The sequence below is a fragment of the Actinophytocola sp. genome, from assembly GCF_036555685.1.
GTDB lineage: Bacteria > Actinomycetota > Actinomycetes > Mycobacteriales > Pseudonocardiaceae > Actinophytocola.
In genome coordinates, this window is record NZ_DATBKY010000203.1 from 1 (window position 1) to 25567 (window position 25567).

At 69.0% G+C, this 25567-nt stretch carries 21 protein-coding genes; 8 read left to right on the forward strand and 13 right to left on the reverse strand.

What is annotated here, in order from left to right:
* Positions 1-738, forward strand: a 738-nt coding sequence (locus VH969_RS19135; protein ID WP_331976068.1) for an integrase core domain-containing protein, incomplete at its 5' end; no start/stop codon positions are given.
* Here the strand turns inward: VH969_RS19135 and VH969_RS19140 are convergent.
* The gene (locus VH969_RS19140) at positions 714-1739 is read right to left on the reverse strand and encodes a C40 family peptidase (RefSeq protein ID WP_331976070.1); all 1026 of its coding nucleotides are present in this window, start codon (positions 1737-1739) and stop codon (positions 714-716) included. The two genes, VH969_RS19135 and VH969_RS19140, sit on opposite strands and share 25 nt — an antisense overlap.
* A 110-nt stretch (positions 1740-1849) precedes the next feature.
* The gene (locus VH969_RS19145) at positions 1850-4858 is read right to left on the reverse strand and encodes an AfsR/SARP family transcriptional regulator (RefSeq protein ID WP_331976072.1); all 3009 of its coding nucleotides are present in this window, start codon (positions 4856-4858) and stop codon (positions 1850-1852) included.
* Positions 4859-5044: 186 nt separating this feature from the next.
* On the opposite strand from VH969_RS19145, the gene VH969_RS19150 reads away from it, so the two are divergent.
* A complete protein-coding gene (locus tag VH969_RS19150; protein ID WP_331976116.1) occupies positions 5045-6088 on the forward strand; it encodes a D-cysteine desulfhydrase family protein in 1044 nt (347 codons plus the stop codon).
* 57 nt (positions 6089-6145) lie between these two features.
* On the opposite strand, the gene VH969_RS19155 is transcribed toward VH969_RS19150, so the two are convergent.
* The 3 genes from VH969_RS19155 to VH969_RS19165 all read right to left on the reverse strand — a co-directional run bounded on the left by VH969_RS19155 (position 6146) and on the right by VH969_RS19165 (position 10167).
* Positions 6146-7360 carry a hypothetical protein gene (locus VH969_RS19155; RefSeq protein ID WP_331976074.1) on the reverse strand — a complete coding sequence of 405 codons (1215 nt, stop codon included), beginning with the start codon at positions 7358-7360 and terminating at the stop codon, positions 6146-6148.
* A complete protein-coding gene (locus tag VH969_RS19160) occupies positions 7360-8451 on the reverse strand; it encodes a HesA/MoeB/ThiF family protein (protein ID WP_331976076.1) in 1092 nt (363 codons plus the stop codon). Before VH969_RS19160 ends, VH969_RS19155 begins: the two co-directional genes overlap by 1 nt.
* Before the next feature lie 444 nt (positions 8452-8895).
* On the reverse strand, positions 8896-10167 hold the full coding sequence (locus VH969_RS19165; RefSeq protein WP_331976078.1) for a glycosyltransferase 87 family protein: 1272 nt from the start codon (positions 10165-10167) through the stop codon (positions 8896-8898).
* 459 nt (positions 10168-10626) lie between these two features.
* Here VH969_RS19165 and VH969_RS19170 point away from each other — a divergent pair, with 459 nt between their 5' ends.
* Complete coding sequence (locus VH969_RS19170; protein WP_331976080.1) at positions 10627-11781, forward strand: alpha-lytic protease prodomain-containing protein; 1155 nt, start codon at positions 10627-10629, stop codon at positions 11779-11781.
* 137 nt (positions 11782-11918) lie between these two features.
* On the opposite strand, the gene VH969_RS19175 is transcribed toward VH969_RS19170, so the two are convergent.
* From VH969_RS19175 to VH969_RS19195, 5 genes are all read right to left on the reverse strand, one after another.
* Positions 11919-12593: a hypothetical protein gene (locus VH969_RS19175; protein WP_331976082.1), complete on the reverse strand. Its 675-nt coding sequence runs from the start codon at positions 12591-12593 to the stop codon at positions 11919-11921.
* Complete coding sequence (locus VH969_RS19180) at positions 12590-12892, reverse strand: PadR family transcriptional regulator (protein ID WP_331976084.1); 303 nt, start codon at positions 12890-12892, stop codon at positions 12590-12592. Before VH969_RS19180 ends, VH969_RS19175 begins: the two co-directional genes overlap by 4 nt.
* A 205-nt stretch (positions 12893-13097) precedes the next feature.
* Positions 13098-14417 carry a hypothetical protein gene (locus tag VH969_RS19185; RefSeq protein ID WP_331976086.1) on the reverse strand — a complete coding sequence of 440 codons (1320 nt, stop codon included), beginning with the start codon at positions 14415-14417 and terminating at the stop codon, positions 13098-13100.
* Between the two features lie 203 nt (positions 14418-14620).
* The gene (locus VH969_RS19190; RefSeq protein ID WP_331976088.1) at positions 14621-15229 is read right to left on the reverse strand and encodes a DUF4865 family protein; all 609 of its coding nucleotides are present in this window, start codon (positions 15227-15229) and stop codon (positions 14621-14623) included.
* A 73-nt stretch (positions 15230-15302) separates the two neighbouring features.
* On the reverse strand, positions 15303-15848 hold the full coding sequence (locus VH969_RS19195) for a TetR/AcrR family transcriptional regulator (protein WP_331976090.1): 546 nt from the start codon (positions 15846-15848) through the stop codon (positions 15303-15305).
* 240 nt (positions 15849-16088) lie between these two features.
* On the opposite strand from VH969_RS19195, the gene VH969_RS19200 reads away from it, so the two are divergent.
* Positions 16089-16754 (forward strand): class I SAM-dependent methyltransferase, encoded by a 666-nt coding sequence (locus VH969_RS19200; protein WP_331976092.1) that lies wholly within the window; start codon positions 16089-16091, stop codon positions 16752-16754.
* 519 nt (positions 16755-17273) lie between these two features.
* On the opposite strand, the gene VH969_RS34560 is transcribed toward VH969_RS19200, so the two are convergent.
* Positions 17274-17672, reverse strand: coding sequence for an RNA polymerase sigma factor (locus tag VH969_RS34560; protein WP_414638570.1), 399 nt, complete (start codon positions 17670-17672; stop codon positions 17274-17276).
* Between the two features lie 176 nt (positions 17673-17848).
* Between VH969_RS34560 and VH969_RS19205 the strand changes: the two genes are divergently transcribed.
* Together VH969_RS19205 and VH969_RS19210 are read left to right on the forward strand one after the other, a co-directional pair.
* The gene (locus VH969_RS19205) at positions 17849-18202 is read left to right on the forward strand and encodes a response regulator (protein ID WP_331976094.1); all 354 of its coding nucleotides are present in this window, start codon (positions 17849-17851) and stop codon (positions 18200-18202) included.
* Positions 18203-18212: 10 nt separating this feature from the next.
* Positions 18213-19736 carry a sensor histidine kinase gene (locus VH969_RS19210; protein WP_331976096.1) on the forward strand — a complete coding sequence of 508 codons (1524 nt, stop codon included), beginning with the start codon at positions 18213-18215 and terminating at the stop codon, positions 19734-19736.
* On the opposite strand, the gene VH969_RS19215 is transcribed toward VH969_RS19210, so the two are convergent.
* Positions 19729-21330 carry an ABC transporter substrate-binding protein gene (locus tag VH969_RS19215; RefSeq protein WP_331976098.1) on the reverse strand — a complete coding sequence of 534 codons (1602 nt, stop codon included), beginning with the start codon at positions 21328-21330 and terminating at the stop codon, positions 19729-19731. The two genes, VH969_RS19210 and VH969_RS19215, sit on opposite strands and share 8 nt — an antisense overlap.
* Positions 21327-22868 carry a hypothetical protein gene (locus VH969_RS19220; RefSeq protein ID WP_331976100.1) on the reverse strand — a complete coding sequence of 514 codons (1542 nt, stop codon included), beginning with the start codon at positions 22866-22868 and terminating at the stop codon, positions 21327-21329. The genes VH969_RS19215 and VH969_RS19220 overlap by 4 nt, the downstream gene beginning before the upstream one ends.
* Before the next feature lie 87 nt (positions 22869-22955).
* Between VH969_RS19220 and VH969_RS19225 the strand changes: the two genes are divergently transcribed.
* The gene (locus VH969_RS19225; protein WP_331976102.1) at positions 22956-24656 is read left to right on the forward strand and encodes a sensor histidine kinase; all 1701 of its coding nucleotides are present in this window, start codon (positions 22956-22958) and stop codon (positions 24654-24656) included.
* Positions 24644-25288, forward strand: a complete 645-nt coding sequence (locus VH969_RS19230) for a LuxR C-terminal-related transcriptional regulator (protein WP_331976104.1) — start codon at positions 24644-24646, stop codon at positions 25286-25288. Before VH969_RS19225 ends, VH969_RS19230 begins: the two co-directional genes overlap by 13 nt.
* The last annotated feature ends 279 nt before the right edge of the window (positions 25289-25567 follow it).

Genomic DNA, 25567 nt, shown 5'->3' on the forward strand with positions numbered 1-25567 from the left:
GACGATCCCCACGCGAAGACCGACACACAGACCGAGGTGGAGATCCTCAACATCATCGACGACCACTCGCGGTTGCTGCTCGCCAGCACCGCCCGCGCCGTGTTCAAAGCCGGTGACATCGTCAGCGATCTGCACGCCGCGATGGCCCGCTACGGCCGTCCGGAACGGCTGCTCACCGACAATGGCGCGGTGTTCACCGGCCACTTCCGCGGCCGCGGCTGGGTCGCACTGGAACGCGAGCTTGTCGCGCTGGGCATCGCGCATCGCCACGCCAAGCCCTACCACCCCCAAACCTGCGGCAAGGTCGAGCGGCTGCACCAAACCCTCAAGAACTGGCTCGCCCGCCAACCCCCGGCAGCCACCATCGTCGACCTCCAAGCCCAGCTGGACACCTTCGCCGACTACTACAACCAGCACCGCCCCCACCGCGGCGTCGGGCGCCGCACCCCAGCCACCGCCTGGACCACCCGGCCCCGCGCCATCCCCGCCCGGCAAGGCATCCAGATCAGCGAACACTTCCGCGTCCGCAAGGACCGCGTCGACCGCGACGGCAAACTCACCCTCCGCCACGCCAGCCGCCTGCACCACATCGGCATCGGCCGCCACTGGGCCCACACCCCGGTCCTCATGCTCATCCGCGACCACAACGTCCGGATCATCACCGAAGACACCGGCGAACTCGTACGAGAACTGGTCCTCGACCCCAGCCGCGACTACCAACCACAGACCAAAAGGTGAACGATGACCCGACACAGATGTGAACGATGTCCTGAGACATCACACCACAACGAACCGTTCGACTTGAGCCCCAGCAGATCCGCCCGGCCGTCGCCGTCGATGTCGGCCGCGTCGAGCTGTTCGAACACGTCGAACCCGGTACCGATCTGGGTGCCGCTGCCGGCGAACGGCACGCCGCCGGGATTGGACGCGCGGTTGTTCGGGTAGTAGTACAGCGTGCCGTTCGGCTTGCGTGCGTAGAGGTCCGCGCTGCCGTCGCCGGAGATGTCGGCGCCGTCGATCCAGTCGAACCCGTTCCACCCGGTACCGATCTGGCTACCGGTTCCGTTGAACGGGTCGCCGTCGGCGGTGCCGTCGTTCATGTAGTACATGAGCGTGCCGTCCGACTTGACGCCGACCAGGTCGGCCTCGCTGTCACCGTTGATGTCCGTGCCATCGGGAGCGTGGGACGGCTCGCTGCTCTCGACGATCTTGTCGTACCGGATCGGCGTGTAGATCGAGGCGTACGACTGGGACCAGGTCCGCTCGGTGGTCGGAGCGCCGTTCGGGCCGGCCTGCTCGCGAACGCGCGGCTGGGTCTTGGCCACGTCCGCCCAACCGATGAACATCGCGACGTGGCTGCCCGCGTCCAGCAGGGCGTCGCCGGGTCGCAGGTCCGACCGGGCGATCGGGTGCGACACCTGGTCGAGGGTGTCGGTGGTGTAGGAGATCCGCAGGTCCCAGATCATCGACAGGTACCCGGAACAGTCGGTTCGGTAGCTGCCGTACTGGTTGCGGTGGCAGGCCGCCTGGCTGTACGGGACCCGCTCCTGCACCCAGGTCGACGACCGGGCGAGCGCCCCGGTCCGGGTCATGGGCTGGTTCGCGTCGTAGGTGTCGCAATTGAACAGGATGTGTACGTCGTCGTCGGGCTGATGTTCCTGCGCCACTGCTGGGGTGGACAGCAACGCGGTGGCCACGACGGTGACCGCGGCACCCACGGCGAGTCTTCGAATGATCAACTTTCCGACCCTTTCCTCCACAGGGGAACGTGCAGCGCACAGGCTGCAGAGGTCGGCTGAAGAAGTTCTGAAAGCCTCCTGCGAGAAGGTTTCAGAACCGTGCGGGACGGTCAGGCTCCCGCCGCCGGGATCGTCTCCACCGGCTCCACCGGGTCGGCGCCGAACGTGGGCCGGGGCTCCCGCGCTTCGCGGGTGCCGTACTGACGGAAGAGGTCTCGTGCCTGCGCCCAGGTGTCGTCGGCCGCCTTGTCCTCGCCGAGACCGGTGAGCATGAGGGACAGGTCCCGCAGGGTGCGGGCACGCCACACGGGCAGGGACAGGGCCTCCCACCACTCGAGTGAGCGGTCGAGGAAGCGCCGGGCGTCGGTCAGCCGGCCCGCGGCGAGGTCGAGCTCGCCGAGCGTGCGCAACACCAGGGCCTGCCCGAATCCGTCCTGCATGTCGTTGCAGACCGCGAGGGAGGCCAGGAGATCGTCGCGCACCGCGTCGCCGACCCGCTGCCGGATGCGGACCTTTCCCAGCGCCTGCTTGGCATAGGCGAGCAGCAACCGCTCGTCGGTCGCCTGGAGCAGCTCCACCGCTCGGGTCGCGTACTGGGCGGCGCTGTTCAGCCTGCCGGCGGCCCGGTGCACGATGCCGGTCGACCGGAGAACCATCGACTCGCCGGTTCGGTCGCCGATCTCGCGGTAGGCAGCCGCGGCCCGCTCGCACCCGGCGAGCGCGGCCGCGAACTCACCCAGTTCGGTGGACACCCGCGCCTGCTCGTGCGCGGCTCTCGCCACGTCCCGCGGCTCGGTCAGGTCCCCCGCGGCCAGCTCCAGCACCTCGCCCGCCCGGGAGAGCAGGCCCTGCTCGCGGAGCACGGTGCTCAGCGCGAGCCGCGTCCTCGCCTGGCTACCCCGATCGTCGATCGAGGCGTACCCCGTGATCGCCTGCTCGTAGTAGGTCACGGCCTCGTCGAAGCGATCCTGTTCGTAGCGCAGCCAGCCCAGGCCGGCGAGCAGCCGGGCCTCGCCCGCCCGGTCACCGGCATGTCCGGCGGCGGCCAGCGCGGCGGAGTGCGTCCGCCACCACTGGCTGAACTGGTTGCGGACGGAGAACCGCGACGCGCTCAACGCGGACGCCAGCCGGGTCGCGACCCCGGTCAGGCCCAGCTCGCTGACCCGTTCGACCACCCGCACCAACGCGGCCTGCTCCCCCTCGAACCAGCCGTCGGAGTCGGCGAGCAGGTCGGCGACCACGTCGCGCCCCAGGTACGGCACGTCCGGCGGCACCGTGTTGGTTCCCGCCGCCTCCACGAGTGCGAGCATGCTTTCGGCGACCCTGGCCAGCGCCGCACCCGCGTCGTCGACGGTTTCCTCGGCTTCACCCCGCTCCCTGGCGAAGGCACGGATGAGGTCGTGGAGGCGGAAGCGGAGCGGCCCCCCGTCCGCCGTCACGTCGAGGAGCTGAACCTCGGCCAACCGCTCGATCAGCTCCTCGGCTTCGTCGACCGAGCAGTCCAGCAGCGGGGCTATCACCCACCCGCCGCAGCTCGCGACGTCCATGAGTCCCAGCCTGCGCAGGGCCGTTCGCTCGCGTTCGCCGAGCCCGTTGTAGCTGAGCGCGACGCTGCCCCGCACCTCGAGGTCGCCGACGGCCAGCTCGCCGAGAATTCCTCGCTGCGCACGCAGCCGTTCCACCAGGCGGCTCAGTGTCCAATGTGGCCGGGCCGCCAGCCGGGCTCCCGCGATCCGCAGTGCCAGGGGCAACCGCCCGCAGAGCCGGACGATCTCGGTGGCGTGGTCGCGTTCTGCTCGGACCCGGTCCGTGCCGACGACGACCTCCAGCAGCCGCATGGCCTCGGCGTCGTCGAGCAAGGCCAGGCGGAGGTGCGTGGCGCCGTCGAGCGCGCCGAGCCGTTCGCGGCTGGTGACCAGCACGGCGCAGTCCCCGCTGCCGGGCAACAGCGGGCGAACCTGCCGCGCGCTGGCGGCGTCGTCGAGGACCACGAGCACCCTGCGGTCGGCCAGCAGCGTGCGGTAGAGCTGGGTCCGCTCCTCCACATCAGCGGGGATGGCGGACAGTTCCACGCCGAGAGCCCGCAAGAAGGTAGCGAGCACGTCGCCCGGGTCGGCCGGGGTGGACTGCACGCCGCGAAGCGAGGCGTAGAGCTGGCCGTCCGGAAACTCCTCGTGCACCCGGTGTGCGACATGGACCGCGAGCGCGCTCTTGCCCGCACCCGGCGTGCCGTAGATGGCGCACAGTCGCCCGGCGCCGCCGGTCGCGACGAGGGCCGAGGCCAGCTGCGCGGTCGCGGCCGCGCGTCCCGTGAAGTCGGCCACGTGGAACGGGAGCTGGCGCGGTCGTTCCCGGGCCTCGTCCCGCGGCGTTTCCGGTTCCGGTGCGTCACGGGCCACGTGCTCGAACGCCGCCCGCAACGCCGGCCCGGGATCAAGCCCGAGTTCGTCACGCAGGACGGCAGACGCCCGCCGGTACTCGGCGAACGCGTCCGCCTGCCGCCCCGCCTGGTGCAGCGCGGTGACGAGCTGGCCACGCAGCCGTTCCCGGAACGGGCTCTCCGCGGCCGCCGCCCGGAGTTCTGCGACCACGTCCGCGCCCCGGCCGGTCGCCAGGTACGCGTCGGCCCGGTCCTCGACGGCGGCGAACCGGAGTTCGTGCAGCCGCGCCCGCTCGTTCTCCGCCCACCAGCCCTGCGCCCCGCCGAGCGCAACCCCGCGCCACAGTCCCAGCGCATCGGTGAGTGCGGTCGCCGCGTCAGCCGGTTCGCCTCCGTCGAGCGCGCCCCTGCCACGCGCGGTGTCGCGCTCGAACCGTACGACGTCGACCTGTTCGGGTCGGACGGCGAGGACGTATCCCCCGCCGGAGCGCTGGATGACGTCGTCGTCATGCAGGCCCGCGACGGAGCGGCGAAGTGACGAGACGTACGTGTGCACTGCCGCGCGGGCCCGGTTCGGCGGTTCCGCACCCCAGATCGACTCCACGATCTCGTCGAAGGAAACGCGTTGACCGGCGCGGATGGCGAGCAGCGCGAGCAGTGTCGTCGGCTTCGGTCCCCCGATCGCCGCGGCCCGCCCGTCCCGGGAAATCTCGACGGGTCCGAGAACCCGGAACTCCATCTGCCCCCCAGCATTGTCCGCCGATGATCAGACTAGTTGCCGAGGTGGAGCAGTACCACGTTCTTTCGACGGAGCGGCCAAACGGAGTATTCCGTCCGACAAGACCGATTCCCGGTGCCGCGAACCAAGCCGGGGCTGTGCCCTTCCACCGCCTACAGTGGCTGGTGCCCAAGCCTGGGAGTGCTGATGACGTTCGACTTCGATCGGTTCCCCGACGCCACGCTGGCCGCGATCCCCCGCGTCGACCTCGGTGGCTGGCCGACGCCTCTGCACGCGGCACCCAGGCTGGGCGACGCCCTCGGCCTGCCGAGCCTCCTGCTCAAGCGCGACGATGTGCACCCGCTCGGTGCCGGCGGCAACAAGCTGCGCAAGCTCGAGTACCACCTCGGTGCCGCCCGTGAGGCCGGCGCCGACACCGTGATCACCTTCGGCGCGCTGCAAACCAACCACGGCCGCCAAACCGCGGCCGCCTGCGCGAAGCTCGGCCTGCGCTGCGAGCTCGTCCTCACCGCCAAGGTCCCGCGAGACGGCGAGGCCTACGAACGATCCGGCAACATCCCGCTGGACAAACTCTTCGGCGCGACCGTCCACGTCGGCACCGACGACGCCGACACCACCCGCATCTACGACCGGCTCATCGCCGACGCCGCGGCCGAGGGCAGGACAACCGCCACCGTCCCGATCGGCGGATCGAACGCCCTGGGCGCGCTCGGCTACCTCCGCGCCATCCGCGAACTCGCCGGGCAACTCGCCGAGCGGGGCATCGACCACGCCCAACTCGTCATCCCCCACGCCAGCGGCGGCACCGCCGCCGGAACCACCCTCGCCGCCGGACAGCTCGGCAACCTCGAGGTCAACATCGTCTGCGTCAGCCACCCCACCGACGACGCACGAGCCAACCTGCACGAACTTCACACCAGCGCGGCCACACTCCTCGGCGTCGGCACCACGCCCCCACGGTTCTCGATGACCGACGCCACACTCGGCCCCGGCTACGGCATCCCGACCGACGCGGTCTGGCACGCGCTACGCCTCTTCGGCCGCACCGAAGGCGTCGTGCTGGACCCGGTCTACACCGGCAAGGTCGCCGCCGCCCTCGTCGACTGGAAACACAACCTGGACATCGACCCAAACGAACCCGTCGTATTCCTCCACACCGGCGGCATGCCCGGCCTCTACGGCTACACGCCCGAACTCACTACCGCCGTCAACCGCGACACACCGCGATGACACCGGGCACCCAGATCGAGCCGCACCGGCGCGACGTCATTTCGCGCTGGGTGCCGGTCATCGAGATCGGCGGTAGTGGCGGCGGAGGCGTTCCCGGGCCGTGACGCCGAGGAGAAGGGCCATCGGGGCAAGCGCGAGAACTGCGAAGATGACCGACTGCCAGAACCGGCCGGTGGTGGGAGCCGCGGTCGACAGGCTCTCGGTGATCCAGCCGAGCAGCGTCCAGAGTGCCGGCACGACGAAGGCCACGAAGTACCAGGCCGCGGCGGCGAACCCGGCGATGGACAGCCAGCGAAACCAGTTGGCTACCCGGCGGTCCCGGGGGTGGGCCTTCGCGAGCTCGGCGGCCTGTGGTTCGTCCAGCCGGCCGAACATCCGGCGCAGTTCCAACGTGTTGACCCGCCAGAGGTCGCGGCAGCCGAACAGCATGACCAGTACGGCGTACAGGTCGGTGCGCAGGAACACCAGGAACTGGAACAGGATCCCGGAGATCTCGACAGCGACGAGCGCGGCGGTCACCCGATCCACGAACTCGTCGGCGCTGATCAGCTGAACCGCGAGCAGCCCGCTGAGTACCACGGTGTCATAGGCGAGACCGGCGAGCAGCGGCGCGAAGCGGCGACGGCGGGGCAGCCCCCACAGCTGGGTCAGGTCGGTTTCGAAGACCAGGAAGTACAGCCGTCGCCCGATGCTGAACCGGGCCGGCACCCCCTCGGCCCGGGCGGCCAACCAGTGGGCGATCTCGTGGCCGGCGGTGGAGAACATGGCCCAGACCGCCAGCACACCAAGGCTGACCACCGGGCTGGACAAGAAGTACAGGTCGTCCGCGGCCGGCCGGTAGGCCGGACGCGCCACCATCAGCACCGCACAGCCGACGAACAGCAGCCCGTAGCAGAGCCAGGCGAGCGGCGCGAACAGCGGGCGGGCCAGCTCAGGACGCACGCCGGCGATCCACCGCCGGGTCGGCGCGTCCGGCGGTGGCGCGACCGGCCTACCGTCAACCGCGGCGACGAACCCGAGCTCGACCAGGGTCTCACCGAAGTCGACCGCGTCCACCTCCTCGCCGGCATCGACGCTGGCCACCTGCCCGGCCATCCCGAGGGTGGCCCCGCCACGCAGCTGGTCGATCACGGTGACACCGATCGTGGGGAGCGCCACGAACACGCCGGTCTGCGGATCGCCGACGAGGTGTTCTCCGTTGTCGTCGGGCACCACGGTGAGCTCTTTTAGCACCAGCCGGCTCTGCTGGGTCAGCGGCAGCGGGTCCACCATCAGTCCACCCCGGTCGACGCCACCAGGGTCGGCACCGCGGCGCATGCGTGGCAGTCGGGATCGCGCGGCCAGACCTGTTCGGTTTCGGACACGCCATCACGGAAGTCGACCAGCCGGAACCGCCCGGCCGCGGCCGGCGGAGCAAACCCGGTGAGATAGCGCAGCGCCTCCAGCGCCACCAGAGAGCCGGCCAGGCTGGCGACCGGGCCGATCCCGCGGTTGACCGTGGGCCGCTGCTGCGCCAGCGTGCGTGCCGCGCTCGAGGTGCTCGCCGCTTGCGCGGCGGTCGCGTCGGCGCGCAGCGCACAGGAATAGCAGGCGCTGCGCCCCGGGTCGACCGACCAGTACACCACCCTGGTCGGCAGCATCCCGCCGCGCACGTACGGAACGCCGGCAGCAAGGCACGCCTCGTTGACCCATACGTCCACTTCGGCCGGCTGGTCCACGCCGGTGACCAGAAGATCGGCATCAGACAGCAACGGCGCCACGTCCGCTGGGCCGGTGACCCGCCGCGCGACCGTGCTCACTCGCAGCTCGGGATCGAACGCCAGCAACCTGGCCGCCGCCCGGTCCACTTTGACATCGCCGATGTCCGCGTTGGAATAGAGGAACTGGCGGGCAAAGTTGCGTGGTTCGACCCGGTCGTGATCGAGCACGGTGAGCCGACCGACGCCGAGACCGGCGAGGTTCAGCAGCACGGTGGACCCGAGCCCGCCCGCACCGAGCACGACCACATGCGCGTCAAGCAACCGGCGCTGAAAATCCTCCGCGCTGCGACCGAGCGAGGCGAACGTCTCGAAGAACGCCAGGTTGGAGAAGTGCCGCTCGCGCTGGCCGTTCGGCAAGGGCTTCCGTTCGGCGCTCTCGAGCAGGTGCAACGCATCCAACGCGTCGATGGCCGACTCGACCTCGGCCGCGGTCACGTCCGGATGGTCACCCACCAGCGCGGCGGCCAGCTGAGAGGCATCGCGCGTACCCTCACTCAGCAGCCGAAACAGCGCCTCCACCTGGCCGCTCGGATCAGCCAGCACCACCTGCTCACTGGGATCGAACGCGACCACCAACTCGTCGGCCACCCGCTGCCAGGTCATTTCTTTCAGTCTCGGAATCATCGACGAGCCTCGTCCTAAGCCGCTCCGGTCGTCGACCGCTGCGACGGGTCGACGACCGGAGAGCATTCAATGAGTTCAGCTGGGCTTGCCAGACGTCGCGATAACCTTCTCGAGCTTCTTGACCTCGATCTTCATCCAACACCTCCCATCCAGACCACCAGCATGATCCGAGAGCGCACCGACGGCGGCGACATACTCGAACGCCGCGCCGCGCGACGGCGGACGACTGACGTTATTCCGACCCATTCGTGATGACAAGGTGCGGCGCCGACCATGACGCCACCGCCTCATTGGGTTCCTGGACGCATTGCTGCTGGTCAGGCAGCCGTAGGCGGGTCAGCGCGATGGTGATTCGGTTGGCCCGCTCACCAGCTGACCGAACACCCGACACACCGACCAGAAAGATCGACTACCTGGCAGCCCTCAGTGGGGCGACACACCAGGTCCTGCGACCCCCGATTCGCGACCGGGTTGATCGAGCGAACTCAGGCGGCGGGTTTCCGCGCGCCGAGGGAGCACCGCGAGCGCGCCGAGCGCGCCGGCGCCGATGAGCACGTACAGGTAGTTGCCGAACAGTGTGGCCATTCCGTCTGGGTGGGGCACCCTGAGCGTTTGCAGGACAATCCAGCACGAGGACATCGCGAACGCCAGCCACAGCAGGACGACGCCGACCTTCTCGGCCGGCAGGTTGTCTCGCCAGGCCCGAACGGCCCACAGCAACAGCAACGGTATGCACCACACCCAATGGAATATCCAGGAGACCGGTGAGACCAGCAGTCCGGTGATGGCACACGCCACGATGCCGGCCAACTCGTGCCCGCGCCGGCTTGCCCGGATCGCCACCGCGAGCCCGGCCGTGCCGACCAGCGCCGCGAGCACCAGCCAGACCGCGCCGGCGTGCGGCGTCTGCAGGCGGTCGAGCACGCCGCGAATGGAGGCGTTCAGGGTTCGTGCGACCTCATCGTCCGGGATCTCCGTCACCCGCGTGAAGTCCCACAGTTCGGTGAACCAGTACCGTGCGGCATCACGAGGCAGCAGCAGGAAACCGGCGAGGATGGTTGCGCCGAAGGTCAGCGCCGCGGTGCCGGCTGGCCGCCGGCCGCGGGTGAACAGCAGGTAGGGAATGAAGATGAGCGGTGTCAGCTTGATGCCCGCCGCGATCCCCACGCCGACACCGCGAAACCGGCCGGTTGCGCCGACCAGGTCGACGACCATCAGCAGCAGGATCAGATTGACCTGACCGATCCACAGGTTGAACGTCACCGGAGCCAGCGGCAGCATGACCAGGCTGGCGATCGCCGTCCACCGGATGCGCGCCGCCGGATCGGTGACCCCGAGCGCACCGAGCAGCGACCAGATCACCGCCTCCATGGCGAGTACCGAGAGCAGCGTCCAGGCGGCCACCGCGACCGTGGCCGGCAGGAGAGCCAGCGGACCGAACACCACGGCCGCGATCGGTGGGTAGGTGAACGGAAGCTTCAACGACGAGGCGAAGCCGTACAGCGGGTCACCATGCAGCACCGCGGCTGCCGCGCCCCGGTAGACGTCGAAGTCAACGCCGAGAAACGCGCGCGGATAGACGAGGAGGAACACGCCCGCCACACCGACGGCGAGCAGAACCAGCAAGCCATGCCACCCGGTCGTGTTCCCGACCAGTCGGTCCCATCGGGTCGCGTCGTTGTGCCGGGCCTCCACGTTCACAATGTCGTGGCCCCTTCCATCCCCAGTCGATCGAGCGAGCCGCCCAGAAAGACTAAGGAAGAATGGCCATCGGCGGGTCTTCTGTCGTGCCGTCCATCCCGGCGGCGGTCGGCTGTTCGTTTTGGAACGGGGCCGCGAACTCGACGGCCACAGCTGGGGCGTCCGGTGGCAGTCCCCTGACTAATGAATGCAACCGTGCGAGGCGCCGAGCAGCGCCCCGTCGCCAACACGGTGGCAATAGCCAAAGCGGATGAACCAGCGCATGGCACGCTCCTTACAGATTGTTCATTCAGCAGCACAGGGAATTCGCCGGCCGACCGACCGTCCGGCGGTATCAGGACCGCACGTTGGCGATTACCCTCAGTTCTCGATAGTGCGGAAGTTTCCCACTGTCGCGCTCCAAACCGCTTTGTCCTGCTTCGGCACCCCTGCAACCGATGGAGGCAACCAACCATGAACCATGCCCGCGCGACCAGAATCGCCGGCGCGCTGCTGCTAGCGGCCGGCCTCGCGCTCCCGGCGACGCAGGCCGCGACCGCCGACACTGCCGTGACCCCGCTCGTCGAGGCGGCACCCAAGGTCACCGCCGCGATGGCCCAGGCCATGCAGCGCGACCTGCACCTGACGGCCGGCCAGGTCCAGTCCCGGCTGGCCGCCGAAGCCACGGCGACCACCCTCGAACAAGCCGCCCGCAAGGAACTCGGCGCCGCCTACGGCGGCAGCTACTTCGACGCGGCCACCGGCAAGCTCGTCGTGCAGACGACCGGCTCCGCCGCGGCGGTGCGCACCGCCGGCGTGCATGCGACGAAGGTGCCGTACAGCAGCGCCACCCTGGCCGGTGTGAAGTCGCGCATCGACGCCCTTGCCGGCAGGAAGGCGCCTGCCGCCATCAACGGCTGGTACGTGGACACCCGCTCGGACAGCGTGGTCGTCACGGTCAACAAGACGAAGCTCGACGCTACGGCCCGGGCGTTCCTCGACCGGGCCACCGCCGTACACCGGGCCGTCCGGGTGGTCGAGGAGACCTCCTCGCCGCGGACCATGGCCGACATCGTCGGCGCCTACCCGTACTACATCAACAACGCGGCCCGCTGCTCGATCGGCTTCACCGTGACCACCGGGTTCGTCAGCGCCGGCCACTGCGGCACACCCGGCTCGGTGGCCACCGACAGCAGCGGCGCGCTGCTGGGCTACTTCCAGGCCTCCACGTTCCCCGGCAACGACTACTCCTACGTCAGCGCCGCCGGCGGCGTGAACCTCTACGGCTACGTCTACGGATACGACGGCTATTACTACTACGTGCACGGCTCCGCCGAGATGCCTGAGGGCTCCTCGATCTGCCGCTCCGGCTCCACCACCGGCATGTGGTGCGGCACCGTGCAGGCCAAGAACCAGACCGTCAACTACCCGCAGGGCACCGTGTACGGCCTGACCCAGACGAACGTCTGCGCCGAACCCGGCGACTCCGGCGGCTCCTGGCTGTCCGCGAACCAGGCCCAGGGCGTGACATCCGGCGGCTCCGGCAACTGCAGCACCGGCGGCACCACCTTCTTCCAGCCGGTCAACCCGATCCTGTCCGCCTACGGCCTCTCCCTCGTCCTCACCTGACCGACCCGCGCGGGACCCACCCCCCAACCGTGGGTCCCGCGCGGCACACGCCACCGTGCCGGTCGAGCGGTCGCCGCCCCCTGATGCCGACGATCAAGACGAAGCCTCAGCACGGCGAAGCCGCCATCGTGGACCTGTCATGTACTGGTCGATGCCACCGTCGTCCCGGTCAACCGGCCGTGCCGCCCCACGACTCCGCCTGCCCAGCTCAGTATCGCGCCGCCAACGCCAAGTCCCACCGTGAGGAACACAGCAAGACCGACCAGCCCCTTGTTGATGAATTCCCGCATCGATCCCGCGCCGCTCTGGGCGAATCCCTCGATCTTCGACTGCTGCAGGGCGACGATGTCGAGCCACACATTGTCCACGACGGCGAAAGTGGCGGCGGTCAGCGCCCCGATCATCGACCCGGCGACCAGGCCGGCAAGCAAATGTCCCTTGAGGCTGGCGTCGGCCGGGGCGGCGAGCAGCCCGGTCAGGAACAACGCGGCGAAGATGCACAGATACGAGGCCAGCACGGAGAGCAATTCATCATCGGACTGCGATGGCAAGACCACGTTCACGACGAAAATCTCGGCCGACAGGCCCAACCACACCGCGCCTGCGATCACCATCCCCCGCTTGATCGCCTTACGATCCCCCACCTGCAGGCCGATCCCCTGCTGAACATGAACGTCGAAAGCCCCTTTGACAAGATCGAGAGCGATCCCCGCAGTCGACCTCGACGGCCGCAGGTCACGGACCAGCTGTTCGAGCTCGCCGCCATAGCGTTCGCGCCATCGGGCCGGGTAGAGACGGATCAGCCACTTCACGAGTACGCCTCCAACCGCTTGAGCCCGACCACCGCCACACGCTGCACATGCTCCAGATACGCGCGAGCCGCCGCGGCCCCCGCCGGAGTGATCCGATACGGCCGGCGCCGGTCCTGCGCCGGCAACGCCTCGACCAGGCCACCACGCTCCAGCCGGGTCAACGCGCCGTACAGCGTCCCCGGGCCCAACCTCGCCCCGGCCATCTCCTCGATGTCCTTGATCAGCGCGTAGCCATGCTTGGGACCGCTGGACAGACTGGCGAGGATCAGCACGCTGGGCTCGGCGAACCTGGCCTCCATCGTCACCTCCTACGCAGCGCGATACATCGCGCCACGTAATAGTAAGACCCCCGACCTTGCCAGGGAAGACGCGCGGAGGAACCGGTGGTGGCATCGTGACAAAACTTGTCGCCGCGTCGAGGTGCTGGGGATACCGGGAGCTATTCGGGTTCTCGCCCGCCAGCTGGCTGGTTCACGAAACAGTGGTCCTTGTCCCAGCTGGACATCACGAGCCGGGGATACCGAACGCGTCGAGCGCGGCGCGAAATGTCGCGGCGAACCGGTCGGCCGCCCGGTGGTCCAACAGTTCGCGCCGGTACCGGAAACACAGGTTGAGTCGGTCGTTCAGCGTGACCACGCCGACGGACAAGCCGGCCGGCATCCGGACCGCCGGAGAGAACCACAGCCCGGCGGCACGCGTGTCCGGATCGAAATCCGGCGGCTCGCCGACCTGACCGAGGTTGGACAGCAACGAGGTGTCGACGATCGCGGGACCGACCAACCGCTGCGCGATGGCAAGCAGCCACGCCTTGACCGCGACCGGCAGCAAGGGCGTGGCGAAAAGCCGGCTGATCGGGTCGATCTGTGGCCCGCCGGGCAACTTGGCCGCGGCGGTCTGCCTGGTGATGTCGGTCAACAGTGCGTCGGCCGATCGTCGGTCCGCCGGTTTGCTGGCGATGACCGCCAGCCTGGACAGGTTGCCAAGCGGTTCGTCGGCGCCGGCCGTGGCCCGCGCGTTGATCGGCATGGCGATCCGGATCGTTCCGGCATCGCGACCGTGTGTCCCGTTCCACTCCTCGATCGCCAGCACGAGCGTGGCGATCAGGACGTCGTTGACAGTGGCCCCGAGTTCCGCCGATCCACTCCGGACAGTGGCGGCCGGCATGGACAGCAGGCGGAAACCACACCCGGGCCCCGGATCGGCGCTGTCCACCGCGATCCGGGCGGCCGGCCGTGGATATCTGGCTTTGACCGCGCCCTGGGCCGGCGAGCCGAGCCCGCCGGCCGGTACCCGGACGGCCAGGGGATCGGCGCCGACGGGGTCCGGCCGGCCGGCGTAACGCCGGGCGATCGAGCGCAGCAGGCGCAGGCAGGACAGCCCGTCCATGGCGGCGTGATGGACGTTGAGGATCAGCACGTCCTGGTCCGGGCCGACCGCGTGCCTGACCCGCAGGGGTGGGGACAGGTCCAGCGGCGGCGCCGAATCGAGCAGCGACTGCCGGTGCCCGGCCAACTCCTCCTCGGTCCGCCACCGCACGTGGTCGACCGGCGACTGATCCGGTGCGCCGACGATCTCCCAGTTGAACCGGCGGTGCCAGCCGTGCCACCGGCCCCGCCGTGCCCTGGCCAGCGGGTGCGCGGCGAGCGTGTCGTGTACGGCCGCGTGCAACCCGGCCGGGTCGAGGTGCCCGTCGAGCACTACCTCGAGGTGAACGTTGTTGGGCTCGGCCGGCTTGTCGACGTAGCAGCCCAGTTCGTCGACCGGGACGAACGGCAGCAGTGACTCGATGGCCGATTCGGTGTCCGCGGAGTTGCGCACGATCATCAGGCTATCCCCCCGAGCCAGGTCCGACGGGGCTCGACCCGGTACAGCCGGCCCCGCCACTTGGACGAACGGCCCCGCAAGCCCCGCACCCATGTGTCAAGATCGTCATCGGTCACCACGAGATCGACCGATTACCCAACCCAAGATCACCAAATGCGGCGGAAGCACTTGGTCCGCACGCCCGCAACAAGTGGCCGTAAGGCTCACGACCACGGCGCCGGTTGGCTTATGTGCAGCACGTCGAAGATTTCGGCGGTTGCGGTCACAGCGAACTGGTCGGGGTCGGTGACGGTCACGAACTCGACCGTCTGCCATGTCGTGGGGTCGATGCCACCGAGCGCGAGGTGTACGCGGTCGTCCCGGTGGCGGGCGGTGATTCGCGTCGTGAGCTCGGTACCCGCACGGACGAGGTCGGTGTCGCCGGCGATCGGCTCGGTATGCAGGAGTGCGTGGGTGACCGCGTTCGCGGGTGCGGGACCCAGAACGCGGATCTCGGGCAGCCAGGTCCGTACCGTGGGGCGGCCGAAGTCGCGGACGATGCCGTCGAATCCGGTGCCGTGCCAGAGGAAGTCGGCGGCGGCCGCGGCGTCGGCCCACAGGTAGAACGGTGCGTACTGGTTGACCGGTGAGGCGTGCACGCCGGTCTCGCGGATGCAGTAGGCCTTGCAGATGAGCCCGGCGCGGTCGTCGAGCGCGGCGCCGCGGGTACGCACCCGTTCGCGGATGATGTCCATGTCGTAGTCGGTGGGCAGCGTGATCGGGTACTGCATGATCAGCTGGCTGTCCCGGATGCGTTCCGCCGCGGTGGTCATCGCGACACCGCCGGCATCGACCCGGTGACGCACGTGCTGTTGGTCACGGTCGCCGGGGTCGTGTCGAGCCCTCTCACGGGTTCGTCTCCTCTCGGGCGAGCTCCAGGAGCGTCCGGGCACCGCGAATGGCGCGGTCGAACGGTGCCTGGTCGCCGGACGCGCGCGCCAGGACGTAACCGCCCTGCACCACGGCCAGAATGCTGTCGGCCAGGTCCGCCGGGTCGATGCCCGAATTCAGTTCGCTCCGCCGCACGCCGTCCGCGATCACCTCCACGATCAGCGCCCGGACGCGGCCGAACGTCCTGGCCAGCACCTCGTGCAGGACAGCGGACTCGAGCACCTGCGCATCAGCGGCCATCCGGCCCACCGGACAGCCGCGCAGCGCGTCGCGCGGCAGGTCCAGGTACGCACGCAACCCCGCGACGGCGTCACCGCCGTCGCGTAGCACCCGGGCGGCCCTGTCGACCAGCGCGTCCGCGCTGCGTTCGAACGCGGTGACGGCGAGCGCCTCCTTGCCGGCGAAGTGGTGATACATGCTGCCCTGCCCGACCTGGGCCCGCTCGAGCACGACGCGCGGGCTCGCCGCGGCATAGCCGCGCTCCCAGAGCAGAGCCTGCATGGTTTCCACGAGCCGATCCCGAGTACTAACGGCGGTCATGTGTACATACTAGTAGTTACAGAGGAGCTCGCAAGGCGCTTCAGCGGCTGGCCAGGCGACCGCGAGGTGAGCGCGACCTTGCTCGCCGGACTGTCCAAACGCGACTCCCTGACCGCGCGGTTCCTCGAGCGGCTCGTGCACCGCTGGTCGCCGGTGGCAAATCCGGTCGCCCGTCACGTAAGGCCGCCATAGGGTTCGTCCGTGGACTGGCGAACATGGCACGACAGATACGAGCTTCCTGAGTCGGGGTTGGCGCGACGGCTGCAGGTCGTTCAGCAGCAGATCCGGACCGTGCTGGACAACAGCCCGTCCGGGGCGCTGCAGGTGATCAGCCTGTGCGCCGGCCAGGGGCGTGACTTGCTGGGAGTGCTGGCCAACCACCCACGCCGACGTGACGTCCGAGCACGCTTGGTGGAATTGGACGCCCGGAACACCGCGGTTGCCGAGGAAGCGGCCGGAGCGGCTCGCTTGCCGGGGGTGGAGGTGGTGACGGCTGATGCCTCGCTCACTGATCATTACCGGGACGTCGTGCCGGCGGACCTCGTTCTGGTCTGCGGGGTGTTCGGCAACATCACCGATGAGGACATCGAGCGGACCGTCGGCGTCTGCGCTCAGTTGTGCAGAACAGGCGGCACCGTGATCTGGACCCGCCACCGCGGCGCTCCGGACCGAGTTCCGTTGATATGCAAGTGGTTCGAGGAGCGCGGCTTCGAGCGCCGGTGGCTGTCGGAGCCGAACGTGGACTTCGGCGTCGGCGTACACCGTTTCACCCGCCAACCGCAGCAACTTGCCCTGGGCACGCGCATGTTCACGTTCGTCGGATACGACGTACTAAGGGACGCGAAGACGCAGGCGCGCCATGCCTGAGCGTCGTCGGGTGCTGACCCGATCACTGGCGCGGTGCCGCGGGTGGCGGACCCGGCGATCCGTTCGGGCCACCGGGTCAACGGGCATGACATGGCGCGCGTCGCGGAAAGAGCATGTCGAGACGTTACACATCGAGCGCGTGCCGCCGCGCCGTCGGCGGCGCCCGCGTGGAACGGTCAGCACTCGAGCGGACGCCTGAACCCCTGCGGGCAGCCGACATCCTCGGTGCACACGGTCCGGCCGACGGTCGGGTCTGAGGCGGGCCGGCCGGGCTGCTCCACCTTTCCACCAACGAGCATGACGGCGGTGATGACGGGGACCGCGACTAGCGGTACCGCGACAAAAATGGCTGATCGGCGCATTGGGATCACTTCTCCTCGTTCTATTGCTTGTCCGTGCATGAAAATCTCGCGGGTGCATTTCGTTTCGATATATTGGTTTTCAGGCTTATATCTGCGCCGGCGCGCGGATTACCGTGACGGTCACACGGGCAGAAGCTGGTGCCTGCGAAACCGATCCTTATGGCTGGCTGCGCAGCAACGTGGACAATGCCGGGGAGCGGCGCATGCGAGTCAGACACCGCTGGCGGGTCGGTCCGATGGCACAGACCGGCATCCCGAGTACCGCGCAAGGCACCGTGGTCGCAACAGTCTCCCTCAACTCGGCTGTGAGGTGTTCCCGCTTCCGATTCCGCATATGTCGCAGGCATCCCCGGCGGGCGCTGGTGGCCAACCATCCCGTTAGCGCAGCCGGCTCGCGGATGGTTCCGACTCGGCCAACAAGCCGTAGCCACACCGTCGCGCAGATGTCCTCCGCGACAGCGCCGCCGAAACCGTGACGGCGGCATACCGACCGCACGAGTGGGCTGTACGCCCGCACGATGGCGCGCCACGCCGACTCGTCGCCATCCAGGCGCACCTGACGAGTTCCACCGCCGTACTGCTGTTCGTCATCGCTTTGCTCCTAACCATTCGCAAGACCGATTCTTGGTGGCGGGAGGCCATGTGCCATCCGTGCGCACCCGTAACTTGCGCGGCTGAATGTCAGTGGTGGCACGGATCCCAATCCGGGCCGTGCTGTGCGACCATCGTCGGATGGCCACTCGTGTGTTCATCGTCGATGATCACCAGCCATTCCGGGCGGTCGCACGGCGCGCGCTGGAGCAGGCAGGGTTTGACGTGGTCGGCAAGGCAGCCGACGGTCACCTGGCGCTGGCGGGGATCGTCCGCATCCGGCCAGAGCTCGTATCGCTGGACGTCAACCTGCCGGACCTCGACGGGTTCGACGTCGCTGGCCGCCTGGCGGAAATCGATTGCCTGCCCGTGATCGTGTTCATCTCCGTCAGCGACGACCCCGCCCAGCGCAGGCGGGTCGCCGCGAGCCCGGCGTTGGGTTTCCTGCCTAAGAGCGAGTTCTCCGCGGCCGCTTTGACCGAGCTGCTGAGGTGAGGGGATGCGGATGCCGCGATTGCTCGCAGGGGCACTGGCCGTGCCACTCGGCGTGGGCGCCGAGCTAGCCGCCGGGGTGTTTGAGACTCCACTCGGGCCGGTCGATCTTCTCGTCGGGCTCGCGTTCGTCTGGTGCGGACTGTCCGTCCGCGACCAGCGGACAGCAGGGCTCATGGTCGGTTGCGGTCTCACGTGGTTCGCGGGTGACTACGCGACCGCGCTCCTCTTCCTGCATCGCGGCCCGCTCGTGCACCTGCTGGTCGGGTACCCGTCCGGTCGTCCTCGAGGGTGGTCTGCCCGTGTTGTCGTGGTCGCCGGCTACGTCACCGCCGTTGTGTACCCGTTGGGACGCAACGACTGGGTCTCTGCGGGCCTCGGTGTTGCGTTGGTCAGCACCGTGTTGGTCGCCCAGGCGCGGTCGACGACGGCGGAACGGCGGGCCCGCTTCGCCGGCGTGGTCGGTGCGACGGTGGTCGGGACGATGCTGGTCCTCGGCGCCAGTGTTCGGCTCGTGGGTGCGGATGTTGATGAACTCGTGTTGTGGGTCTACGAACTCGCCATGATCTTCGTCGCCGCCGTCGTGTTCGTCGACAGCCGGTGGGGACCGTGGCGGCGGGCCGCGGTGACCGGTCTCGCCCTGGATCTCGGCGACATGGCACAGGGCGGTGCGCTGCAGACCAGGTTGGCGGTGGCGCTCGGCGACCCGTCCGCGCGGCTCGCCTACTGGGTACCGGGGGCGAATGGCTATGTCGACGTCGCGGGACGGCCGGTCGAGATGCCGGCCGTCGACGATCCGAACCGCGCGCTCACGGTCCTGGCCCGCGATGGTGAGCGGCTCGGTGCGCTCATCCACGACGTGTCAGTGGCCGGGGACGCCGCACTCGTCGCCGACGTCGTGGCGCTCGCCGGCACCGCGTTGGTCAACGCGAGGCTGCGGGCGGCGGTGTGGAGGGGTCTTGTCGAGGTCGAGGCCTCGCGGCGGCGCATCATCGCGGCGGCCGACGACGAACGGCGCCGGCTCGAGCGGGAGCTACGCGACGGCGCGGAGCAGCGCCTGCGCAAGGCGGATGAGTTCTTGGTGGGCGTCGAGCACGCCGACCTGCGTGAGTTGCTCGCGATGGTGCTGGCCGAGCTGGACGGTTTCGCGCGCGGTGTGCATCCGCGCACGCTGACGGAGTCGGGGCTGGCGGCGGCGCTGGCGGAGCTGACCGGTGGCCTCGGGCTCCGAGTCGAGCTGGACGTGATGGCCAACCGTCTGCGCCCTGAGGTGGAGGCGGCCGCGTACTTCGTGTGTTCGGAGGCCGTCGCGAACACGTTGAAGCACGCCGAGGCGACGTCGGTGCTCGTGCGGGTGCGGAAGGACGGCGACCAGGTACGCGTCGAGGTGGTGGATGACGGCGTCGGCGGCGCGGACCCGCGGTTGGGTTCGGGCCTGCAGGGTCTCGTCGACCGGGTGACCGCGCTCGGCGGTGTGCTTCAGGTGAATGCGGCGACAGCCGCCGGCACCCATGTGATCTGCAGGCTCCCTATCTGAGGGAGATCGCCGCCAGGTCGGCGTTGCCGGACCAGTCCGTGCGCAGGTTGACGAAACGGTCACCCGCCGCCAGTCGGTAGTCCCGGTGGTAAAAGAGCGGGATGACCGCGAGGTCCGCGCCGATGGCGATCCGCTCCGCCCGCTCGTACACAATCTCCCGTGCCTGTTTGTTCGCGGTCAGCCGCGCCTGGTCGAGTAGCCGGTCCACGCGCGGGTTGCTGTACCGGCCAGCGTTGCCGCCGGTAGCCGGCTCGGCCGGGTCCAAGGTGCCGATCTCGCGCGTCGACAGCAACGTCGCGAGGGCGTCGCCGGGGGACGGGTAGTCCATTCCCCACCCGCTCAGCGTGATGCCGGATACACCGGGTGCTACTTCGTTCTCGAGCAGGGCGGCGAACGGCAGGTTGTAGTAGTTGACCGTGATGCCGAGCGTCGACTCCAACTGACGTTTGATGGCCGAGGTCCACTTCTCGTGCCGGGCCCGGTCGGCGTATCGGAAGTGCACCACCGTGCCCCGGGTCAGTCCGGCGATCTTCGCGAGCCGTCGCGCCTCCGCCGGGTCGAAGCGGCAGGCGCCGCACAGCGCGGAGGCGGACGATCTACGTACCGGTGGGGGGACGAGGCTTGTCGCGGGGGTGGGCTGGTAGGCGAAAGTCTCGCGCGCTATCGCAGCGCGGTCGATAGCCAGGGAAATCGCCTTGCGAGCGGGTGCCGAGTCCAACGGCTTGGTGGTCACCGCGGGTAGCAGGTAGCTGACTGTGGCGACGGTCGTGGGGACCAGCACGTCACCTGGCCGTGGTGACGGCAGGCCCGGTTTCGGCAGCTGAGCCCAGTCCGCCTTCCCGCTACGGAAAGCGCGATAGGAGTCCGCGGCAGGGTTGATGCTGGTGGCGATGTCGACGGCGGCCAGACTGGCCTTCCTGCCGAGCCGGTAGCCGTCATACCGGACCAGCCTGATGTGACTGTTGTGCCGCCATGGGCCGCCCATCCTGAACGGTCCGTTGCCGATTGGACGATCGTTGTAGTTGTCGTTACCAGCAGGCCCCGCGTTCGACGGGACCGGGCTGAATACGGGATGGATCATGCGCTGGAGAAACTCGCAGTCGCCGGGAACGAGCGCGACCCGCAACGTGTACGGATCCGTGGCGTCCACCGTATCGATCCCTTTGAGCAGCCATGCGACCCTACCGCTCGCGGCACGCTTCCAGCCCCGCTTGAAGGACCGCGAAGTCACTTCCTCGCCGTTGTGAAACCGGGTCCCCCGGGCGAGGTGGAAGGTCCACCGCACACATCCGGCGTCCTTCGTCCAGTCGGTCGCCACGCCTCGTGACACTGCCCCGTTCGGTGCGACGGTAACCAAGCCGGTGAACAAGTACGACGTGACCTGCATCTCGTACCCGTTCGCCGTGTTGCTCGGGTCGATCGAGATGGGTTCCGGGGAGACCAGCCGAAAGGTACCGCCGGAGTGGCCGTCGACGAGCGGCTCGTCAATGGACAACGAAGTGAACGCGGCAGTGCCCGGTCCCGCCACGTCCGCACCCACGAGCGCGACTTGCGACACCGCGATCAGACCGAAGACGAAGCGTCGCCCCCTCATGGCGCATCGCCGATCCGGCGCCACACACCGGCGAAGATCGTCGGGGAGCCGCCGACCGGGCGGAGCCACAGCCAGCCGCGATACAGGTTCCACCGGTAGCGGACGGTCTCCCCCGGTGCAACCGGGGTGCTGACCAACGGCTCACCGCCGATGTCGGCATAGGTGACGGTGAGGACGTCACTGGTGATCGTGTAGCTGGCGCGCGCCCAGGTCAACCCGCCGTCGCGAGTCTGCTGCAGCTGATGGCGATCGAGAGTCCAGCGAAACTCGCCGGCCGCAGTCGAGAGCTCGTAGACCCCGTCCGCCGGTGTCCGTGCGGCGGCCGGCACGTGGCCGATACGACGCCACGGCGCTACGCGCCACGCCGATGGTGAATTCCTGCCGGCCACTGGAACGAGCGTCAGCTCGTCGTGGTCCAGGGTCCACCGGTAGACGATCGTGCCCCGCGGCGACGGGTAGTTCAGCACCACCAGATCGCCGTGGACGGTGTAGGTACCGCGTCGGCCCTGATCGTCGAACCGGCCGCGAGCGAGGACGATCCGGTGTCTGCCGCGATCGGTCGTGGCCGCGTACACGCCGTCGAGCAGCGTGCTGGCCCCGTCAATGGCGGCATCAGCACAGGACGGGAGCTTCGCCGGCAAGGCGTCGGCGGACGTCGCGACCATCGACGGAAGGGTTGCCAATGCCCGTCGCACCGCAGTGAGATCCTCGCTTCCGGCCGTGACGAAGTCGACACGGCCCCGCCGGCACAGCGTGGTCACGGCGGCACCATCCTCCTTGCGCCGGAGCGCGAAAGACGCGGGTATCGCGGCTCTCGCCGCCGCGACAAGGAGATCTCGCTGTTCGGTCGGACCGGCGACGAGGGCGAAAGCCTGGTAGCCGAGCGCCACGTTCGCCGTCACCGTGGTGGCCACGCCGTCGTACACGTTCGACACGATGTCGGTCAACGGCGCCGCGATCGCATCAGCGGTGAACTCTTCCTCGCCACGAAGATTGTTCGGCACGTGGGTGGCGCCCAGCGCGGAAAGGATCCTGGGTGAATCGGGGTCCGACGGCATGGCCACCCGGATGCCGCGATAGCTCTCCGGGCCGCGTAGGGGTCTCGTCACGCCGGCCGGCCTGACGAGTGACCCGGGTAGCACCCCGATCTTGTCGAGCACGCTCGACCTGACGTCCACCATGAACTCGTTGCGGAACGCCCGCTCCTGCGCCGCCACGGATTCCAGCCCCGACGGCGGCAGGATGGTGGACACAACTCCCAGGTCGGCGCTGCCGGTCGCCACGGTCTTGAGCACCGTCGCGTTGTCGTCCTTGTCCGCCGTGCGCGGCACGGCGCGCGGCTCGATGCGCACCGCGCCCTGAGAGAGTCGGACGACTTGGTCGATGAACGGGCGAAGATCGCCGGCGTCGATCGCGTGTGCGAGCGAGAGCACGACCGGTTCCGGAGAGTCCTTTCCACCGGCCTTGTCACCCGCGACGCCGCATCCCGACACTGCCACACCGACGAGCACAGTCGTCACCAGATGCCGCCAGCCCACAACGGCCACCTCTTTCGTGCGCTCTCCTGTTCATCGCGTCCCACGCGCCGGTCGTGACTGCGCGTCCGAGATGGAAGAATGTTTCGAATGAAGGGTCGAAGCGCCCGGATTCTCGGCTTGGCCGGCGGGCTGCTGATCAGCATCATCGCCATCGCGACGGCGACTGCTTCGACGCCATATTCCTTCGGCGGTCATTCCCGGCCGTTCCTCGCCGTCGAACTGGCGGCCGGGTGGAGCCTCGTAGCCGCCGGTGTGCTGGCCCATCCGGAACGGCATGGCCGCCAATTCGGGCTCGCCTTGCTCACCGCCGGTTCGGCCTGGTTCCTGGTGGAGTTCGACAATCCGGGTGCGTCGGCAGTGGTGTTCACGATCGGTCTGCTTCTGCACGCTGTGTGCCCGCCGTTAGTCGCGCACGCACTCGCCGGTTATCCGGCCCGAACCCCGAGCCGGTCCGAGCGTGTCGTGCTGGCGTGGGGATACGCCATCGCATTCGTGCCCATGGGACTGCTTCCCGCAGTCGCATTCGTGCCGGCCCGGCAGGGCTGCACGGTGTGTCCGGACAACCTGCTGGCCCTGCGGTCGGCACCGGACGTGGTGTGGTGGAGCCTGAACATCGGGTCGTCGCTGCTGATCGGCTGGGCACTCACGGTCCTGGTGCTGCTCGGCGGACGAATTCGCGCGGCGACTGTCGCCGCACGGCGGCGGCTCCTGCCCGTCCTGCTGCCCGGCGTGGTGTACCTCGGTCTCGTCGGCGCGTGGTTCTGGCACGGTCTCGGTCCGGGCTTCCCCGGGCCAGACGTGGTCGGGCGTGCCCTCTGGCTAGGCCAGGCGTCGGCGTTGCTGGGCGTCGCGGGCGGCGTCGCATTCGATCGCTGGCAGGCCTGGCGGGTGCGGACCGCCGTCGCCCAACTGGTGGTGGACGCCGCCCGGGCACGCCCCGGCGGGCTACGCGAGGCGTTCGCGGACATGCTGAACGAACCGTCACTGAACCTCCTGTTCCCGCTCGCGGACGGGCGGACGGTCGACGCACATGGCCGCCCGGCAGCGCCGGAGCCTGGTCAGGTGGTCACCGGACTGCGGCACGACGGCTCGGTGGTCGCGGTGCTCGCGCACCGCCGTGGCCTGCTCGACGAGCCCGACGCCGTCCAGGAGCTCACCACCCTGGCCAGGCTCGCGCTGTACACCGAACGGCTGCAGGCCGAGACCCAGGTGAAGCTGGATGACCTGCGCGCCTCCCGGGCCAGGATCGTCGCCATCGGTGACGCGGAACGCCGCCGGCTCGAACGCGACCTCCACGACGGGGTCCAGCAGCGGCTGGTGACACTCGCCCTCTCGATCCGGCTCGCGCGGCTGCGGGCATCCCCCGTCGACGAACGCATGCTGGCGGCCGCGGAAACGCAAGTCCAGGCCACCCTGTCGGATCTGCGCGAGGTCGCGCACGGCCTGTGCCCCGCCGTCCTCGACTCGGACGGTCTCGCGGCCGGGCTGGAGGCACTCGCCGAGCGCTCGCCGGTACGGCTCACCGTCACCGGACTCCCCGCCCGACGGCTCGACCGGTCCGTGGAACAGGCGGCCTACGTGCTCGTCGCGGAGACACTCAAACGCACCGCCTGCACCGAGGCCACGGTACAAGCAGCCGATGACGGTGCACGCACGACAATCGCGATCAACACGAACGGCACCGACCTCGCCGCAACCACCGACCTCGAGGACCGGGTGGGAGCGGTGCACGGCTCCCTGACGGTGCAGGGCGCCACCGTCAGAGCGGAGTTCCCGTGCGCATCGTGATCGCTGAGGACGAGACACTGCTCCGCGAGGGGCTCGCCCGGCTGCTCACCGAGGTCGGCCTCGATGTCGTCGGCACGGCCGGTGACGCGCCCGGACTGCTCCAGGAAGTCACGAAAGCCAGGCCGGACGTGGCGATTGTCGACATCCGGATGCCACCGACCCACACCAACGACGGCCTGCGCGCCGCGATCCAGATCCGAGAGCGCTTCGCCGCAACCGGCGTCCTCGTGTTGTCACATCACCTCGAGTCCAGATACGCCATGCAGCTGCTCGAACAACAACCGGAACGCGCAGGCTACCTGCTCAAGGACCGGATCTCCGACGTCGCGGTATTCGTTGACGCCCTAAGCAGAATCGCCGACGGCGAATGCGTACTCGATCCGACAATCGTCGCGCGGCTACTACACAAGTTCGACGCCGGACCGCTGAACGACCTCACCGAACGAGAACGCGAAGTGCTATCGCTGATGGCCGAGGGACACTCCAACCACGGCCTATCGGCGCAGCTGCAGTTGAGCCAGCGAACCGTCGAGACACACGTACGGAACATCTTCATGAAACTGGGCATCCCAGAGTCCACCAACTACCATCGACGCGTCCTCGCGGTGCTAGCTTTGCTGCGAGCAGGATGAAATCGCGCCTCTGTGCCCTCCTCGGCATGGAGCCGGACGAGCCGAGCGGATGACATTGCCCGCTGCGGCCGGTATTTTCAGACCGCGTACTCCCGCAGGTCGGCGACAGAACCAAGCACCGCGCCGGCTTGGCACGTAGGTCGTGGAACCCCGTTGCCCGTAGACCAGCGCATACCCATGTCTCCGCACAACCCGACTCCGCGTAGTCCGCCTCTTTGAAGCGTCCACGGGAACGCTCCTCGTCTTGAGGAGCCAGCGCACCCCGTACTGTCTCGGATA

Bases quoted from the DNA above. Each gene is read 5' to 3' on its own strand.
- VH969_RS19145 (WP_331976072.1), bottom strand. From the start codon at position 4,858: ATGGAGTTCCGGGTTCTCGGACCCGTCGAGATTTCCCGGGACGGGCGG.
- VH969_RS19150 (WP_331976116.1), top strand. From the start codon at position 5,045: ATGACGTTCGACTTCGATCGGTTCCCCGACGCCACGCTGGCCGCGATC.
- VH969_RS19155 (WP_331976074.1), bottom strand. From the start codon at position 7,360: ATGGTGGACCCGCTGCCGCTGACCCAGCAGAGCCGGCTGGTGCTAAAA.
- VH969_RS19160 (WP_331976076.1), bottom strand. From the start codon at position 8,451: ATGACCTGGCAGCGGGTGGCCGACGAGTTGGTGGTCGCGTTCGATCCC.
- VH969_RS19170 (WP_331976080.1), top strand. From the start codon at position 10,627: ATGAACCATGCCCGCGCGACCAGAATCGCCGGCGCGCTGCTGCTAGCG.
- VH969_RS19180 (WP_331976084.1), bottom strand. From the start codon at position 12,892: ATGGAGGCCAGGTTCGCCGAGCCCAGCGTGCTGATCCTCGCCAGTCTG.
- VH969_RS19185 (WP_331976086.1), bottom strand. From the start codon at position 14,417: ATGATCGTGCGCAACTCCGCGGACACCGAATCGGCCATCGAGTCACTG.
- VH969_RS19190 (WP_331976088.1), bottom strand. From the start codon at position 15,229: ATGACCACCGCGGCGGAACGCATCCGGGACAGCCAGCTGATCATGCAG.
- VH969_RS19195 (WP_331976090.1), bottom strand. From the start codon at position 15,848: ATGCAGGCTCTGCTCTGGGAGCGCGGCTATGCCGCGGCGAGCCCGCGC.
- VH969_RS19205 (WP_331976094.1), top strand. From the start codon at position 17,849: ATGGCCACTCGTGTGTTCATCGTCGATGATCACCAGCCATTCCGGGCG.
- VH969_RS19210 (WP_331976096.1), top strand. From the start codon at position 18,213: ATGCCGCGATTGCTCGCAGGGGCACTGGCCGTGCCACTCGGCGTGGGC.
- VH969_RS19215 (WP_331976098.1), bottom strand. From the start codon at position 21,330: ATGAGGGGGCGACGCTTCGTCTTCGGTCTGATCGCGGTGTCGCAAGTC.
- VH969_RS19225 (WP_331976102.1), top strand. From the start codon at position 22,956: ATGAAGGGTCGAAGCGCCCGGATTCTCGGCTTGGCCGGCGGGCTGCTG.